This window comes from Ruegeria sp. CDSA079 (assembly GCF_059612245.1).
Window position 1 is genome coordinate 156,993 of record NZ_JBXWQF010000009.1, and the last position, 17,648, is coordinate 174,640.

General features: G+C 56.8%; 9 protein-coding genes and 1 pseudogene. 9 read left to right on the forward strand and 1 reads right to left on the reverse strand.

The genetic code is table 11. The features are described 5' to 3' along the window. The 4 genes from AC2FJZ_RS12120 to AC2FJZ_RS12135 all read left to right on the forward strand — a co-directional run bounded on the left by AC2FJZ_RS12120 (position 1) and on the right by AC2FJZ_RS12135 (position 4,120). Complete coding sequence (locus AC2FJZ_RS12120; protein WP_050605343.1) at positions 1–1,239, forward strand: TRAP transporter substrate-binding protein; 1,239 nt, start codon at positions 1–3, stop codon at positions 1,237–1,239. 66 nt (positions 1,240–1,305) lie between these two features. Then, a complete protein-coding gene (locus tag AC2FJZ_RS12125; protein ID WP_050605342.1) occupies positions 1,306–1,971 on the forward strand; it encodes a TRAP transporter small permease in 666 nt (221 codons plus the stop codon). Continuing rightward, positions 1,971–3,329: a TRAP transporter large permease gene (locus AC2FJZ_RS12130; RefSeq protein WP_050605341.1), complete on the forward strand. Its 1,359-nt coding sequence runs from the start codon at positions 1,971–1,973 to the stop codon at positions 3,327–3,329. The genes AC2FJZ_RS12125 and AC2FJZ_RS12130 overlap by 1 nt, the downstream gene beginning before the upstream one ends. 11 nt (positions 3,330–3,340) lie before the next feature. Continuing rightward, positions 3,341–4,120, forward strand: a complete 780-nt coding sequence (locus AC2FJZ_RS12135; RefSeq protein ID WP_496777799.1) for an IclR family transcriptional regulator — start codon at positions 3,341–3,343, stop codon at positions 4,118–4,120. A 308-nt stretch (positions 4,121–4,428) separates the two neighbouring features. Here the strand turns inward: AC2FJZ_RS12135 and AC2FJZ_RS12140 are convergent. Then, a pseudogene (locus AC2FJZ_RS12140) lies at positions 4,429–5,003 on the reverse strand (mannitol dehydrogenase family protein). 839 nt (positions 5,004–5,842) lie between these two features. Here AC2FJZ_RS12140 and AC2FJZ_RS12145 point away from each other — a divergent pair. The 5 genes from AC2FJZ_RS12145 to AC2FJZ_RS12165 all read left to right on the forward strand — a co-directional run bounded on the left by AC2FJZ_RS12145 (position 5,843) and on the right by AC2FJZ_RS12165 (position 17,539). Next, a complete protein-coding gene (locus tag AC2FJZ_RS12145) occupies positions 5,843–8,083 on the forward strand; it encodes a WD40/YVTN/BNR-like repeat-containing protein (protein ID WP_496777801.1) in 2,241 nt (746 codons plus the stop codon). Between the two features lie 17 nt (positions 8,084–8,100). After that, positions 8,101–9,102, forward strand: a complete 1,002-nt coding sequence (locus AC2FJZ_RS12150; protein ID WP_496777803.1) for a hypothetical protein — start codon at positions 8,101–8,103, stop codon at positions 9,100–9,102. 162 nt (positions 9,103–9,264) lie between these two features. Further along, positions 9,265–12,045, forward strand: a complete 2,781-nt coding sequence (locus tag AC2FJZ_RS12155) for a S8 family serine peptidase (RefSeq protein ID WP_496777805.1) — start codon at positions 9,265–9,267, stop codon at positions 12,043–12,045. An 8-nt stretch (positions 12,046–12,053) separates the two neighbouring features. After that, complete coding sequence (locus AC2FJZ_RS12160; RefSeq protein WP_496777806.1) at positions 12,054–14,147, forward strand: trypsin-like serine peptidase; 2,094 nt, start codon at positions 12,054–12,056, stop codon at positions 14,145–14,147. Then, on the forward strand, positions 14,144–17,539 hold the full coding sequence (locus AC2FJZ_RS12165) for a hypothetical protein (RefSeq protein ID WP_496777807.1): 3,396 nt from the start codon (positions 14,144–14,146) through the stop codon (positions 17,537–17,539). Before AC2FJZ_RS12160 ends, AC2FJZ_RS12165 begins: the two co-directional genes overlap by 4 nt. Positions 17,540–17,648 lie beyond the last annotated feature (109 nt).

The window sequence follows — 17,648 nt, forward strand, 5'->3', positions numbered from 1 at the left end:
ATGGAGATCGGTAAGAAACTAAGCGGTATTTCACGGCGGGACTTTTTCCGCGTGGCCGGGCGCTATGGCATGAGCTCTACACTGTTGGCTGCAGGTGGCTTTGGCGGAGCCATGAGTCTGGCCAACTTGGCACAAGCCGCTGAATCCAATTACGAAAAACGTTTCTCGAAAGAACCCAAGCACACACTGAAGTTTGGTGCATCGGGTTTCAACACGCGTAACCTGCTGATTGAACGAGCCGGAGCCATCGAGTTCGCCCGCGATCTGGAAGAGCGCACGGACGGTGAGATTCGGATCGAGTTCATCGGCGACAACCAAATCTGCGGGCAGCTAAGCTGTGTCGAGAAGACTCAGCAGGGAATTGTCGACATCTATGCGGCGTCGACCCAAAACTCGGCCGGCGGCGCGCCATATCTGAACGTGCTCGACTATGCTTACATGTTCCCTAGCCGGGCGGCCCAGTATCACTTCTTCTACAGCCCGGAAAGCCAACGCATTTTGCGAGACCCCCTCGAAAAGCGTCACGGGTTGAAGTTCCTGTTTACCCACTGCGAACTGCGCGGGCTGCAAATGGGCTCGACCTTTGCTGACAAGCCAACCGTCACCAAGCTGGAGGAGCTGTTCGGAACCAAGAACCGCGTGACGGGGACGCAGCTGGGCCGGATTGCCATGCAACTGCTGAACCTGAACCCGGTTCCTGTGGCGTGGGAAGAGACTTTGGACGCGCTCAAAACAGGCCTGATCGATGGGGCTGAAACATGGGCGTCGGCTGTTGCATACGCCAATATGGCGCCCGTAGTTTCGCAATCAGTTAACCTCAAGTTCTTCTGCGGCACTGAACACACATCGATGTCGGCCAAAGTGTTCGACAGCCTTGGCGGCGAGTTGCAGGATGCGGTGATGGAGTCTTCGTATTTCACTCAGGCCCTGATCCAAGGTGCGAATGAAGCGGCACTGTTGAACACGGTCGGATTCTCGGAACCTCAGCTTCCCAACACGATCTTCGCTGAAAATGGCGTTCGTCCGGCCTTCCTGCCCGACGATCAGATCAAACTGGCCGAAGAAATGTGCGCTCCGAACTACAACCCCGAACCATGGGCACAGTGGCGCGAGCGGCTCAACAAGTGGGCCGGTGGTATCGACACCTATCAGGAGATCTACGACATCGCGCGCGAGATCCCCGCAGACACCTTGCCGGAAAATGTCGAGCCACGCCGTTGGTGGATGGGCCAAACCTGATAAACCTGACCGAGCCGGCCTTAATCGGGCCGGCTCCACTAAACACCGACTGGGAGGACGGGGTTCATGTCTTTATGGGCAGATATCGGCGCGATTTTCAGCGCGTTGCTCACCCGAGATTCATTCGAGATTCAAACCGCATTGGAATCTGATGCCGCCTGGGTTGTCGGCACGGTTGTTGCTGCTCTTGGCGGTCTTCTGGTGACGCTGATCTATCGCAAGGTACCCTTTGTCGAGCGCCATTTTGAGCGTTCGGTTATGGTCTATTCTTACCTTGCTATTGCCCTGATCATCTTTTGGGGTGTGATCGACCGGTTTGTCTTCAATGATCAGGAACCCTGGTCCACCACCATTCCTCCGCTTCTTTTCATGATAATGGCCTGGTTTGGCGCATCCTATAACGTCCGCTTACGTACTCATCTCAGCTTTAGCGAATTTCGCAGCGCGATGCCACGCGGCGGGCAATTGGCTTGCCTGATTCTTGATGCCGTTTTGTGGTTCATTTTCGCGGTCATCGTAATTGTGACCACAACTCGCCTGGTCGCGCTGTCCGCATCAAACTTTCAGATTGTTTTAGGAACCGACAACATCATGCAGTGGTGGTTCCTCTTGGCAGCTCCGCTGTCATTCTTCCTGATGGTTGGCCGCGTGTTCCAAAACCTGGCCGACGATTTGCATAATTGGAAAACCGGAGAGCCGCTGATCAAGCAGGCCGTAATTGGGGCAGACTGATGACTGACGGAACTTGGGTTACATTGATATCGCTGGGCGTGACGTTCCTGTTCATGCTGGGTGTGCCGGTCTTATTGGTCATCGGTTACTGGGTGATCGGATGCTCGTTCGTCCTTGGGCTGACGCTCGACAACATGGGCGCAGAACTGCTGAACGTCTTCAACAAAGGTTTCGCCTTGTTGGCAATGCCGCTCTTCATTCTGACCGGTGACTTGATCAACAAATCTGGCATCGCGCGAAGGCTCAGCGACTTTGCTTATTCCTGTTTGGGCTGGATACGAGGCGGGTTGGCCATGGCATCGCTCGGGGCTTGTGGTCTGTTTGCAGCGATATCGGGTTCAAACTCTGCAACCACGGCAACGATCGGGTCGATGTTGCATCCAGAGATGGTGAAAGGCGGCTACGACGAACGCTTTAGCGCCGCAACCGCAGCTGCAGGCGGTACGGTTGGGATTATCATCCCTCCGTCGATTATTTTTATCGTTTACGGTTTCTTGATGAATTTGCCGATTTCGGAGCTTTTCGTAGCCGGCATTCTACCTGGCGCGCTGATGGTTTTTGGTATGCAGTTTGCGTGCTGGATCATCTGCCGGATCAATGGCTGGGGGCACCTGATACCATTGCAACTGAACCGCGTCCTCAAAACCGCATTTGGTGCGTGGCTTGGGTTTTTCGCGATCGGCTTGGTCTTGTGGGGCATCTATACAGGCAAATTCTCTCCGACAGAGGCGGCCGGGGTAACCGTCGGTTTCTGCGTCATCGCGGGATTGGTCAGCTATCCGATCAACCGGCTCATGGGTGCGCGTGGCGATGTCTCGCCCACAGACAAGAGCTTTGCCGAGATGATGGTCGTCGAAGGGTTCACCATCCCCGAGATTCCGTCCATCGTTATTCGCTCGGCGCAAATTACAGGCATTCTTGCGCCTCTGATTGCGATTTCCGTGGTCATGCAGCAAATTCTATCGCTGCTAGGCGCGCAGCAAACTATCGGAGACTTCGTGACCTCAATGGGCGGCTACTATGCTGTGTTGTTCACGTCGATGGTCATTGTCTTTTTCTCAGGCATGGTGCTGGAGAGTCTTCCGGTTACGATCATCCTGGCGCCGATCTTGGCTCCGATAGCGGTCTCCGTCGGCGTCGACCCGATCCATTTTTCGGTGATCTTCCTTGTTGGTGCGTCAATAGGTTTCATTACTCCACCATACGGTCTGAACCTTTATGTCGCATCGGGCGTGACTGGTGTGCCCTATTTTAGACTATTGCGCTATACGGTGCCTTACCTTGCAGCGTTGCTGTCTGTCTGGATTTTGGTCTCTCTGGTACCTGATCTGGCCTTGATCCTGCTGCCAAACAATTAGAATGTAGCGAAATGGCAAACGCGGACACATCGGGTAAAGAGACACAAATACCGACTAATCTTCGTTTGCTGCTTATCCTGGAAGAGGTCGCAAGGCGCGGCGTTGCGGTCAAACCGTCTGACCTGATCGAGTCTTTGGGTCTGGCGAAACCAACAATCCATCGTCTGCTTCAAACTGCCGAGACCGAAGGGTTCCTGCAACGTGACATGGATGGCCGATCCTATGGTCCCGGTCCCCGCTTGCGGCAGCTTTCGGTGAACACGGTTTCGTCAGAGCATCTGCGAACGGCCCGTCTCGCAATCCTGCGCGGGATCGCCGATGAAATAGGTGAAACCTGCAATTTGGCTATCCCGGACCGCGAAGGCATGATCTATCTGGACCGGGTAGAAACGAAATGGCCTTTGAGAATTCAATTGCCGATCGGATCGCAAGTTCCTTTTCATTGTACGGCAAGTGGAAAGATGTATCTTTCCACCCTGCGTCGAAACACTTTGGACGGGTTTCTTTCCGCACGGGCGTTAACGGCGAATACAGAAAAAACAATAACTGACCCCGAGGCCCTGCGCGCTGAAATCTTTCAGATCGCGCAAATTGGATATTCAACCGATGATGAGGAGTTCATGTCAGGAATGGCAGCCGTAGCTGTTCCGGTTTTGGATGAAAACGAAAGGTTGGTGGCCACGTTGTCTGTACACGCGCCGACGCAGCGTCATGATTTGCAGAGTTTGATCCAGTTTCAGACCTTGCTACAGGCCGGGTCAAAAAAACTACTGGGTTTGCTCGCATCGTAGAACTGCTGGTACCTAACCTCTTAGTGCGCTCAACAGCTGATTGGGTTGGGTGATATCCGATTGCCCAAATAGCGTCTTTAGCTGCTTGTGTGCAGAAAAACCAACGCGTAGTCGACGGCAAAGCAGGTGGCGCGGCGGTCGCCCTTCAAAGACGTTGTGAATGTCCGGCAAGAACCGCCCTCACATCATTGCAAAGTCTGCTGCACTAAACGTTTGTCAATGCGTTTGTGTTGTGTGCCCGGCCGAGAGCTGAAACCGGACGCGACAGCTTCAACTTTCGGCAGCCAATTGTGTTTTGCCACACGAGGTCAAAGTGACTCTGTATCCAGAGCGACATAATCCGCTATAGCTGCCCGGCTTCCACGTTGCCAAATCGCGGTTAGCCAGAAGGCAAAGGCTTGGGCGAAGCGTGTGTCGTGACCAAAGTCGCCAAAAAACTGACTTTGCTCGATCCATTGTTTTGGGTCTGCCCTGGACGCCCGGGCGGTGTTCTGCAAGTCCTGCCATAGGGGGTCGTTCGGGGGAATTTCTGAACCATCTTCTCGTAAGCCCGCGCACATCCAGCACCAAAATGCTCGGCCAGTGCCAGCCCGCTCGGGTTGGCGCCCGATGCAAGTGCATCGCGCAACGACGGCAGCAAGAACGCCGGATGCCGTGAGGATCCGTCAAACGCGACCCGACGCGTTGTGTCGTGAATTGCAGCGTTAGCAAAACGTCTTCCAACCAACCCAAGATATTCGGTCGCTGTGGTTCCGGGAACAGCATCTACATAAGGAAGTATTTCTTCTGTCTGAACCTTTCTGAAAAACGCCAGGATATCCGGGTCCTGCATACATTCCGAAATCGTCGGGACGTTTAGAATTTCACCGACATTTGCAAGCAATTGATGGCCGGGCGAGTGCTTTTCAAGACCTCAATGAGTATGTGGTGATGAGGCAAAAAGCCTTCTTTCAAAGAGCCGCCTTAGGCATTTGCTCGGCCCGTATAGTGTTGAAAAACTCGTTCCTCCGGGGCGAACAAGTGAAATGGCAGAACACTGTTCTTAAAATCACGTCAATTGCCAAGCTAGGTTTGCATTAAAGCCATCTGAAAGATCATTTTCTCAACACTACCTCCGGGCAACTGGCATCCAAGTAGGTGATACCAATTGGCCCCTCTTACGACGGCCGTTGTTCAAATTAATTGATATTTAATAACTTTTTTGGCCGAATCGAACCCTCGAGTTGCAGAAATCAAAAATCACTTGATCGAATCAAGGCGATGACTGACACTTTTTCACAAATTTAAGGTGTAAATTTTTAGCAATAGTAAAGGGAACCGGTATGTATCATGCCGTTAAATCGCAAGCCATTGGTAAGCTGCTCGTTGTTGAAGGACCGTCGCTAATCGTTTCCATCGCAATCGCTAACACCTTTTATAAATTCGGCTCCTTCTTGTTGGAGCTTCTGGCATTTCTTCCGACCTGGTTTGTTGTGAGCTTTGTTATTTCGTCCATCCTCACCCGGTTTCAGGTGCGAGGCGGGCAGTAGCCCAGACTTAGCATGACAGGTTCCGATCAGGTGGAACCCGAGATTTTTAAATGCGCTGACGTCTGCAACGTATTGGTTAGGCAGCGCGGTTCGCAGGGATGCATGCCCAAAAGTACCGTTACTCGGCACAGCGCGCCACCTGCGTGATGCGTGCCAAGCTGAGCCATGACGCAGAAGAGGGGAGGGTGCTGATATGACATGGACGTCTCAAGGACCGCGACCCGGGACGGGCGGCCAGAGTGAGGGCGTAACAGATCGCGAGATCGTCGGCGCGGTCAACGCCGTGGTGCCGCACGCAGCCAGCGTGGACATTCTGTACATCGGCGCGGTCAATGGTGGCGTATGGCGCACAGAGAACGCACGGGATCAACAACCTGACTGGGTCAGTCTGATGCCGAATGAATCGTCGCTGTCTATCGGTGCTCTTTGCCAGGATCGCGATGACGCGACCCTGCAGACACTGGTCGCCGGGACCGGACGCTTCAGCAGTATGGGGCGTGTCGGCGGTGCGTTGCTGGGCGTGATGCGCTCTACCGATGATGGGGCGAATTGGACGGTTCATGACAATGGCGGTCTGTTCCGATCTTTGCACATCCGCGCGATCCATGCCCATGGCGATGTGATTTTGCTGTCTGCGAATTTCAGCCATAATTCTGTCAACAACACGGTGGATGGTGTCTACCGCTCTGGCGATGCAGGCCAGAGCTTCACGCATGTTTCGCCAAATGCCCTTGCCCCTGGGTGGTCTTTGGCTCTGGCTGTGTCCCCCAATGATGTCGACCTCATCTATGCGCACGCAGGAGCTGGCCTTTTCCGCAGTGATGACTCAGGCGTCAACTGGATCAAGATCAGTTCGGTAACCATGGACGCCCAATTGGCCAACGCGACGAACGTGCGTATAGCGCCCGGCCCGGGCGGCACTGTTTTCCTGGCGATCGCGTCTGGCGGTCAACTGTCCCATCTCTATCATTCCACCGACCGCGGCGCGACGTGGAGCGGGCTTGATCTGCCGATGACATTCGAGGCCGGGAACCACCCCTTCGGCATACATCCCGGCCGACAAGCCAGTTTTCATTTCTCGATGGTGGCGGACCGCAACAACGAGAACATTGTATATATCGGTGGTGATCGACAGCCCGCCTTCAATGAAGGTCCGCCGGTTCCGGGTCCTCCCCCTCCCCAGTTTCCGAACTCAATCGGCGCTGGCACCTATTCCGGTCGCTTGTTCCGGGTCGATGCTGGACTGGGCGCCGGCCTGCAGGCCAGCCCGATCACGCATAACCATAGCCTGACGGGCACTGCCCCGCACGCGGACTCGCGATGCATGGCCATTGATTGTGATGGTCACCTGATTGAAGGCGACGACGGTGGGGTCTATCGGCGCACTGACCCGCACTCGGATAACGGTGACTGGATTTCAGTCATCGGGTCACTGTCCAACACTGAAGTTCACTCTGCAGCATGGGACGGTGCAACCCAGGTGGCATTGGCCGGCACACAGGATAACGGAACTCTGATGCAGGACGCGGCGGGTGATGACCGATGGCCCAGCCTGTTCGGCGGCGATGGCGGTGTGGTGGCAATCTCGACACGCCCGAGCAATGCCGGAACAATTCGCTACTTCAGTTTCCAGAATCTCGGCTTTGCACATCGCGGGTTTTACGATGCCAATGGCACTCCGATCGGTTTTCAGCGGTTACAACTTCTGGAGGTTGGAACCTCGAGTCAATTGGTGCCGCAGTTCTATTCGCCTGTTCAGGTGAACGTTGCGGCCCCCGACCGACTGATCATCTGCGGACGCAACGCTGTCTGGGAATCTTTTGACAGGGGGGACACCCTGCGCATCGTCGACCCTGTGGGGATTGTAGTCAACGGTGCTGCAGCCGTAGCTTATGGTGCCACCAATAACGCGGATATATTGTATGTAGGTGCCGGGGCTAATGTTTTTGTGCGCACTGCCGCGGCACCAGCAACACTCACGCAGACAGCCAATTTCAGCACATCAGAGAATGTGACCGGTGTAGCCTTGGACCCCGACAATCCAGGCACCGCTTTTGCGACCGTGTTCAGTGGCGTGCACATGACCGACGATTTTGGGCAAACATGGCAAGACATAACCCACGATCTGATCGCGCAGGGGGGACGAACGATGCGCTCGGTCGTCTGGTGTGGCAATATCGGCAACGGTCAGGTCGTGGTGGGCACCAACGCGGGCATTTATTCCGCAGACGCCCCCAACTTCGACCATTGGACCCCGGTTGGAACCGGCTTGCCAGCCGTGCCGGTCATGCAGCTGCAGTATGACGGTGCCAGCAATGTGCTGCTCGCGGCTACGCTTGGCCGTGGGGCATGGTCGATGAACTTGACCCAACCCCAGCCTATGGTTGCGGCTGCAGGCAGTGGCACGGGCAGCGCTGCCACGGCGCAAGGCTAGAAGGAGGTGGAGAGGACATGACCAGTATTGAACTCAGCTCGGGCATCATCATCGACACCGAACGCAACCAGGCTTACGTGATGGCGCCCGAAGGTGGCGTTACGGCAATTGCACTGAGCGATGGACAAACGCTATGGCATTCCGGTGACGCCGAACGACCATTACTTTTGTCCGACAATCTTCTGATCGGACAGTCCGGCTCTAGTGAAGGCGCCCCAGGGGTAACGATACGCATGTTGCGCGTCGAGGAGGCCGGTGTCGCGGCCAGCGAGAGTGTCGTGCCCTTGCCCGGCGCAGTGGATCCCTTGATCGAACCCACTGCGAACCGAGGCTTCAATCTTTCGGCCGAGCCGCTGGATGGGGATGCTGTTCTGCGATGGGAGTTTCGTGAACGACCCATGCGCGGGTTGGATATGAGGCCCCAAGAGGTTCTGCCGGGTGAGGCTCTGCCTGGCACGGAAGCTGCCCTTGAGACGCCGGGCCTGCCGCCACCTGGCGCTGAGGGGGTCGCGACAGCGGGCGAGGACGAAACCATAATTCGCGGCCAGGTACGCATTTCGCCGCTCGATGGCTCAGTGCAGCCGATGGTCGAAGCCACAACGGAAAGGACCCTTCCGGGTGTGCCACAGTTTCCAACCAAACGCGCAGATGTTGCTCCGCCTGCGTTGGAATCCGCACTGGCGGTCGAAGACCCCTTGGTTTTCCGATCCGCCGACGGAACGCATCTGTTGCGCAGTGCGCCGCTGGACAGTGATGATCTTTGGACGAACTACCGTTGGCAGGTGTTTGAAAGCGGCGGCACAGAACCGATTTTGACGGTCACGCTGCATGTCAGCTTTGCGCCCTTCGTCGTGGTCGGCGACCGTCTGATCGTTGAATTGCAGCCCTATTCGCATCGAGATGGGGTGGAATTGATCGAAGAGCCGATGCAACTTCGGGCGTACGCGCTGTCATCTGGAGATCAGGCTTGGTTTGTGCCAACGCGTGATGTCTACGCCGTGCCTGCGCCGCCGCACTAACACGCCTCGCTGGCACAGGACTTTACGCATGAAAGAGGCAAGAAGACAGTTTCCGACATCCAGAAACGCACCACCCGTTTACGGGATTTTACATGACTCAGGCGGTTACATGCGCCGCCATTCTGGATCTTCGGACAAAAGATTACATTAAAGGTGATAGATATGCTTGAACTCTTACGTGCCGCCGCGCAAGTGTCTTCGCGGACTGAATCCACAGCTCTTCCGGGTGACATCCTTGCCTTCACACTGGAGTATGCCGAAGCACCCGACCTGAACACTGAACGTGCCAAGCTTGAAGAGGTGTTGGGTGGCGATGGGTTCGATCTGTTCCCCTATTCGTTGGAAGACGATCCTGAGCTACTGATCCTTCAGTTTCAGGGTATCGTACGGGACAACTCTGCGGAGTTTCTGTTCGCTACTGCACAGGCACTCAACGACGAAATTGGAACCGTATCTGTAACGCCCGACATTGACGCGCCATATCGTGATGTGACGTCCGTGCCGCCCGGGGTGGAGGGCGTGGGGGACGCGCTCTGGGCGCTTTGCACATCGAAGGCCCCCGGCTCCAGCGACGAGGAATGGGCCCGCAAGTTGATCCGGGTGGATGATGCCGAACGAGAGCATGGCGTAAGCGGTGCAGGCGTTATGGTCGCACAACCCGATACGGGTGTTGCCGAGCATGATGAGCTGCAATCGGGGATCGACCGTTTGAGAGGTTATGATTTCCTGGCCAACAAGGATGACCCCGAAGATCCGCTGAGCAAGAACATGGGGTCCCCCGGGCACGGTACAGGAACGTCCAGCGTCGTTATCAGCCGACCATCGGGAAGTGTGAAAGGCTCGGCCAAGGGCGCAACCTTGGTGCCCATGCGGGTTGTGAACTCGGTCGTGATATCCTCGGGTGTCGCGATCGCACGCGGGATTGATCATGCGCGCCGCCAGGGTTGCAGAGTGATCACGATGAGTCTTGGGGGGCCTTTTGCCTCTGGGTCGATGCGCCGCGCGATCCGGCGCGCCATCGACGCGGATATGATTGTCCTTGCCGCCGCGGGCAATTGCGTGGGGTTTGTGACGTTCCCGGCATGGGACGCCAACATGATCGCTGTGGCGGGCGTGGACCGGAACAAGAAAAAATGGAAAGGCTCATGTTCGGGTCCAGCGGTGGACATTTCGGCCCCGGGCGAAAACGTCTACGTGGCTCGTCGTCAAGTCGTACCCCCGGGCCACACGCCGACCCCCGAAGAGAAGGCCGATGTCAACGACCGGGGGCAGGGCACATCCTTTGCCGTGGCGCTGACGGCCGGTGTCGCAGCGCTCTGGATCGAAAAATGGGGGATCAATGACATCAAGGCGGCGGCAGCGCAGCGCGGTATGTCTGTGCAGGCGCTGTTTCGCATGGCCTTGCAGATAACAGCCGATGTGCCAAGCGGTTGGGACCGTTCAAAAATGGGCGCGGGCATTGTCGACGCCAAGGCGCTTCTGGACAGAGATCTGTCCAGCCTGCCGGGCTCGGCGGCCCCCGCAGAAAGCGGTAATCCTGCGCTCGTGGCGTTCGACAATGACTTTGAAGGCACTGCTTTTGCCACTGAGGCCAGCTACATCGCGTTTGACCGGCAGGTCCGTGCGGACCAGACAGTTGCCGGGACGTTGGAAACCCCGGTCTCGCCGCAACCCTCCCTGCAATTTGCCCGGGAGTTGACGGATGCGCCACTGAAAGAGTTTCCGAGCCCGGCTTCGTTCATCGGTCCTGCCTCGCCTCCCGTCCCATTGGAAGAGGCGGTCAAACGATTGGCTTTGCGCGGCGACAGAACGTTGGAATCTGCGGCCACGGTAAGCCCGGACTCTGCGCTGGAGACGCTTCGGCAAACGGGCACGGCCAATATCGTTGATAGATTGGAAGCCGCCTTGGCCGAGCGTCACGAGGCGGCCAGCGACATCGTCAATAAAGATCTGCAAGCCGAAGCTGTCGAACGCATCGCGCGCACGGTGGATAGCCTGACCTACGCGACCGAAGATCCTGGCGTGCCCGAGGAAGAATTGCGCGCCACCCTCGAGGCTCTTGTTCGCCTGACCGGCCGCCCAGCCATCCGTGTGAAGGGAGACGGCAGTGAGGTGAGAGATACGCGTTTGGGTGACTGGGTCAGCAAGCTTGTGCCCACCCGGCATAGGTGGCAGCGGTTGACCAACGCGGTGGGCCGTATCGACGTGAAACTTGCCAATGGCGAATGGGCCCACGCAGGCACGGGGTTCGTGATGGCTGACGGCAAGATCATGACCAACCGCCACGTCATCGACACCTTTGTCGAAGGATTGCCCGCGCCCGCGGGACAACAGGCGTTTCATCATATGCGCGCCGCGTCGATTATTTTCGACCCGGAAGCGAAGGATGAAACCACCCGCTACGCCTTGGGCGAGATACTGACCGCCGGAAAATCCCGCATCGGATCATTTGTCGACCTGGGCAAGCTGGATATGGCGGTGGTCGCCATGGACCCCACCAATGGTCACCAACCGCCGCCACCGCCAATCGACACCACATTGGATTCGATGACCGACCCCGATCTCACCGATATCCTGCTTTCCGGCTATCCGGCGCGCCCGGCCGGCAGCAGTGGCCCGAGGTCTGACAGCGAGGATTTTCTTGCCTTCTGGGACCGGTTGGAAGAACTCTATGGCGAAGAATATGGCAAGCAATATCTCAGCCCCGGTGTGATTATGGCCCGACCTGGCGCTGTTGTCGGCGACCCGCGCGGCTGGGCGTTTACCCATGACGCCACCACCATGCCCGGCAACTCCGGATCTGCTGCGATCTCGCTTCACGGCAATATGCAGTTCTGCGGTCTGCATTTCGGCGGGGCCACGCTGACGCAGAATTTCGCGCATGACATTGCGAGTGTTATGACAGTTGGCGACGGTGTTTTTGATACGGACATTCTGGATTAAGTTACCGTATGGACGGCAGTGCAAACGAACATTTTGTGGCACGTGTCACGCAGCTTCTGGAGGTCACGCGCAGACTTCCTGTCGCCCGTGCCCGGTTACAAAGCGCCTATGACGCATGGGTGCAACAGCGCGGCACGCACCGCATGCCGCCCGGCTTTCTGTATTCCATCGCGGCAGCCATGGATCGCACGCAGGTTCAGATGTCGCCGCCGCCTGATCCGGCGCGAAATGGTGATGCCTTGGCTCTCGCGCTTGCGATGCTGCCTGGCGATAAGGATGTGATCGCTTTTTTTGGTGCCGCCATTGCGGCTGGTATTTTCGATGCACCTGGCCGTGACATGAAAGCGCGCGACGCGGATCGGCGCAAAGCTATGGAAATCCTGATCCAACAACTTGGCCGTGACGCGCTGGAACAGGTGTTGCCCATTGCCAAGCTGCAAAATGCGCCCGTGGCCGAGGAGCAGGCCCATGATGAGCATGCCATCTGGATTGATCCAGGCCATCTGTTGCCCGCGATCATTCTGGCGAGGCGACGGCTTTGCCGCATTGTTCGCATCCGTCGCAGCGGAACGCGGGACACACTTGGCACAGGCTTCCTGATTGGCCCATCGACAGTGTTGACCAACCATCATGTCGTGGAGGACATCAACAAGCAAACGTTGCGCGAGGACGAGCTTCTGTGCTGGTTTGATTACTCTGAAACGACCGGCGGCAAGAAGAGCCCCACCGCCCATCATCACGCCGATCCCGATTGGAAAATCGCGGTCAGCCCTGTCGGGCTCAAGCAGGCGGAAAACCCAACGCACGAGTGGTGGGAAGACGAAGACAAACTTGAAGAATGGCTCGGCCAGGTGAAAGACACGCTGGACTATGCTGTCATCCGGCTCGCCACGACCCCGGGCTTGCAGCGCGGCTGGTATGACCTAAAGTCGCTGCAGGCGTCAACGTCGATGCAGGCGATAGTTCTCCATCATCCGACCGGGACCGATCAAACCATCACCTTGGGCAGGATGAGCGTGTCGAACCCCAAGGACGTACGGCTTTTTCATCAGGCTGCGACGGCGTCTGGGTCATCCGGCGGGTTGGTGCTGAACGAGTATGGCCAACCCATCGGCCTGCACCACATGGGCCTTCATTATTCCGATCAGATCCAGGACCCCACTGATCCGACCAGAAAGATCGAGAAAAAACGCTTCATGAACGTGGCCATAAATCTGCAGAACGTCGCAGCCGATCTTGAGGCCAACGGGATGTTTGACAAGATAGAGAAACTAAGCCCGATCACGCCGGTTCTTGGCTGCATCGATGGCGGGCATCCGATTTTTGGCCGGAGCACGCTTTTGAAGGATCTTCGCACCATGTGGGAAGACGAGAACAAGCGCATTTTGATGGTTCACGTGCGGCAGCCAGACCCTGCTGTGAAGAGCCCCGGTAAAAGCTTTACGACGCAGGTGATCCAGGGCTTGTTTCGCCGCCCTGAGGACCATCATATCGTGTTTAAGGCGGGTCAGACGGATGCCGATGCCTTGGCCTTTGCACGACGCACTGTCAAATCCTTTGCCGAAGATCTTGTCCATGACGTGCCAGCGGAACCCGACACGACGACCACGGCTTACGTTCAGATACTGGTCAATTTTGTCGTGGGCTGCATCGAAGATCGTCTGAGCAACGGCAGCGTCTGGCTGATGATCGATGATCTGGACCGGCACAGCCTGTCGGATGCCTCCGGTCGGGAATTTCTCGCTACGCTTTATAACAGGGTGACGGGCATCAACAACCTGCGGGTTGTTCTGATTGGCTTGCCAGAAGACATCGAGATCAGCGGCATCGATCAGGAGAACCTGCTGCGGAGCACAATCGACAGCGAGGACCTGACCAATTTCGATGCGTTGTTCAAGGCCTGGCTGGAGCAGCGCAGCTCGATGCGAGGGGCCATCGGCGAGGATGCCGTTGATTTGGTTTCCGGTATTGTCGGCTCATATGCACAGCAGAATGAGCCCCTGCGCGCCATGGCTGAGTTTGTCGTGAATCACATGACAGACATAGCCAAAAAGCTTTTCGGAGATCCCGACATGCTGCCTACGACGGAGGAGGATACATGAGCGCGCTTCTGGTTTCCGCCGCCCTGCAGGCCGCCAGCATGACAGGTAGGTTCAAATTGCCAGACCTCTGTCAGGCCATCAGCCTGCCCTCCACGGACACCCAGCTACGCGATCTGGTGTGGCGTGCGCTTGCACCCGAAGCAACCGAACATGTCACCGCGGATGGGACCTATTGGTGGCAAATCGGACCGGATGCCCGACGCGGAGCGCTGGGCGGGATCTATGCCCTGTCTCAGCTTGACCGGTTTCTGGCGCAGGTGCCGCCTGCCTTCAAAGGAGACGCAACGAATGCGCCTGACCTCTTTGGCATCGCGCTGCAACGGATCCTGCGTCGCGACCGCATCAGCTTTGGCGATCCCTCCAGCACGGCGAGCGCGGACGAGTTGCGCATCTCTTTGAGCGAGGCGGCGGCCTATCTAGATGCTGTGCAGTTTGCAGAGGCCATGCCCGTCATGCGTGAGGAACGGCTTGAGGTAAAAGTGCGGCGCGATGGGCCGTACAATCATGTCACTTTGGAGGAATTCAAGGCTCTTGCCGAGGCCAAGATCAAACAGCTTCAGAGCAGATGCGACGTCCGGACCGTTCTGCCTGCGCATCACTTTGGATATTCGACGCAACGCGAGACAATCAGCCGGTTCGCCCGCGGAGTGCACGAAGACAGTGAGCCACTTTTGCTCACCGGTGTGGCCGGGGTGGGCAAATCAGCGCTCTTGTCGCGCCTGATTCTAGGTTGGCAGCGATCCCAGCCTGACATGATCATTGTCACGCTTGATTTTGATCGGCGCCAGTTGAACGCGGGCGAACCGATCGAACTGATGCAAGAGTTCTTGCGTCAGGTTATCGCGGTATTGGGACTGCGCGGGCGCATGCCAGATGATCCGCTGATTCAGGGTTTGCGTAGAATTCGCAGTGATATTTCCCTGTTCAAGACGTCTGCTTCTAGTGGCGCTCGCGAAACCAATGATCAACAAGCGAGCGACATTCGCAGCGTGCTGCGTGCGCTTGCTGCCGGTTGGGCGCAGCCCTTGCGCGAGGCCCGGATTGTCGTTGTCATGGACACGTTCGAGGCCATTGACCGCATTCAGGCCTATGATCGTCTTGCCGCTTCGCAGGACGAGGATCAACTGCCCGAAAACGTGGTTGTAACGCAAATTCTGCGGCTGTTTGGAGATGTGCAGCAAGGCTATCTTGAAAACATGCGCCTCATCATCAGCGGCCGGGAAGAGCCCCTGACGAGAACTGGGCAGGATCGGATGTTCGGTACCCGGCTGCGGCTGCGCGGCCTGTCGAATATCTCTGGCGCAAAGCTTTTGCAAGCAGAGGCCGACACCTATGTAGACGCCACAAAAGCTATTTTTGAGGACACGGAAAAGACAAGTCACATCAGTAGCTTGTTGGATGGTCACCCGCTCGCTCTGATCGCTTTTGTGCGCTACGCGGATGACAATCGAGAAGATGTTGATGCCTTGATCGCGGATCTGGAGAAGCGCGGCGGGTTCACTGCGGAATTTGCGCAGGTCTTCCTTTATCGCCGTATCCTTGAACGCATTTCAGATCGTAAAGTGCGTATGCTGGCCCATCCGGGTTTGATGCTGAGGCGGCTTGATGTCGATGCAATCGAATACATCCTTGCCGAGGCGTGTCTGGATCGCGGCCCGGATTCGAAAGCACCGTTGCAGCAAAATGAGGCTGAAAACCTCTTTGAGAGACTGCGCAACCAGTATTGGCTTGTGGAAAAGGTCGAGGGCCGAAGTGACATGGTACGTCACGTGCCTGACCTGCGCCGGATGATGCTGGACGGGTTGCTGGCCGGGCCTTCTGACAACGACAAGGGGGATAGGCGGGCGAATAAAGAAGATCTGCAGCTCCGCGCGCTGGAGGTCTGCCGTCTGGCCGCCAAGCATTATGCCGAGGGTGACGAGAACCAAAAACTCGACGCGACTTACTACGGCGCGTTCAATACACAGGTGCCGGAGGACATGACGAAGGACCTGGCGGCGAGGCTTGACAGACATCTTGGCCCCGATATCGAAACTATGCCCATCGCCTGGCGGGCGCGTATCAAATTCCTACTTGATCGCAGTCTCAACACGCAAGAAACCGCAACCCTTGATGCTCAGGCGCAGCAAGAGGTGTTGCGCCGCGGGTTCCAAAAAGTTCAAAAGGCCGGATTCACGACAAAGGCACGATCAAAGCGCAAGCGTATTAAACCCGCAACCGAGGAGCCTGTGGCGACAGAGCTTTTGGCCGATGCATTTGACGCCGCGGAAGAGACCCCAGAAATCTCTCGAGATATTTTGCGCGGTTCAAATGCGCCGCCGGAATCTGTGAAGCAGGACGAGAAGGTTCCCCTTGCTCAACACGGCGAGACATTCCAGATCGCCTGGGAGACCGGGGACTTGCCGGTCTTGTTCGACGGGATTGAGACCAGAGAGGACGGCCCGGTGTGGCAGCTCTTGAACGCCTTTACAAAGGCGCCGCAGGACGAACAGATGGAGTTCTGCCAGGCGGCCGAAAGAGACCTGCTTCACCATCCGATCTATCTGGCAGCCCTGGCTGTTCTGGGTAAAGGCGGTTCGGACGACTTTCATCGCGACTATACGGCGGATCTTGAGGTCGATGGGTCGTTGAGCGAAACCACGGTTCCACTCTGTCTAACGTTCTTGGCAGAGACTTTGATGAAGGGAGATTTCAACGGCGCCGCGCGATCGTTATTGAACATCGCGGCTTTGGCGCATGACACGTCGCCCATCATTTACAACCGTTCGATTGGCGATCAGGTGCTGGGAGCACTCAACGGGACGCGGAAATCGCCGGGTGAATTGCCTGCAATCGCTTTCAACGGTATGTCCCTGCTCGCAGGCGCACCGCATGACGAATACGGGCGCATCAATGCCAAAGCCATCAGCCCCAGCAACTTTTTCTTTGGCCCGCTGGAGAAACTCTACCGATCTGCCGAGCAGGAAGATCTTTCTCTTTCCATAGTTGAACGTGTCTATCGTTCTGAAATCATGCAGCGGTCTGATCCAAAATCGCTGGATGATGTTGGACTTCAGATGTTCCCGAAAATGTTTCGGGGCCTCACACCAGAGCTCTACGGCCCGCTTTCCGCCATTCTCGGGCGGTTGGATTTCCATGCGGGAGAGGAGATCACACTGTCCATCTCCAGCAGGCATCCGATGTGGCCGTCGGATCTGCGTTTTGACGATCAGTTCCTGTACAGTGCGGAACAGGCCCCCACCATCGTGGAAACCGCCGACCGCTGTGGGGTGTTGCCAGAGCTGATCGAAAAGCTGCGCCCCCATGATCCTGCGGTGATACTTTTGGCCGGTATCTATGATCTGATCTCGTGGCTCTACTTGGGTCTTCGCCCATCCACGCCAACAGCCTGAGCGAGACCTGGTGCAAGAGAGCGGGTATGAACTCTAGGGTCAGGACCCATTGATTTTCGTTTTGCAGCATGATTCACGGTTCTAAAACTGAGCGGTGAACATGTCTGAT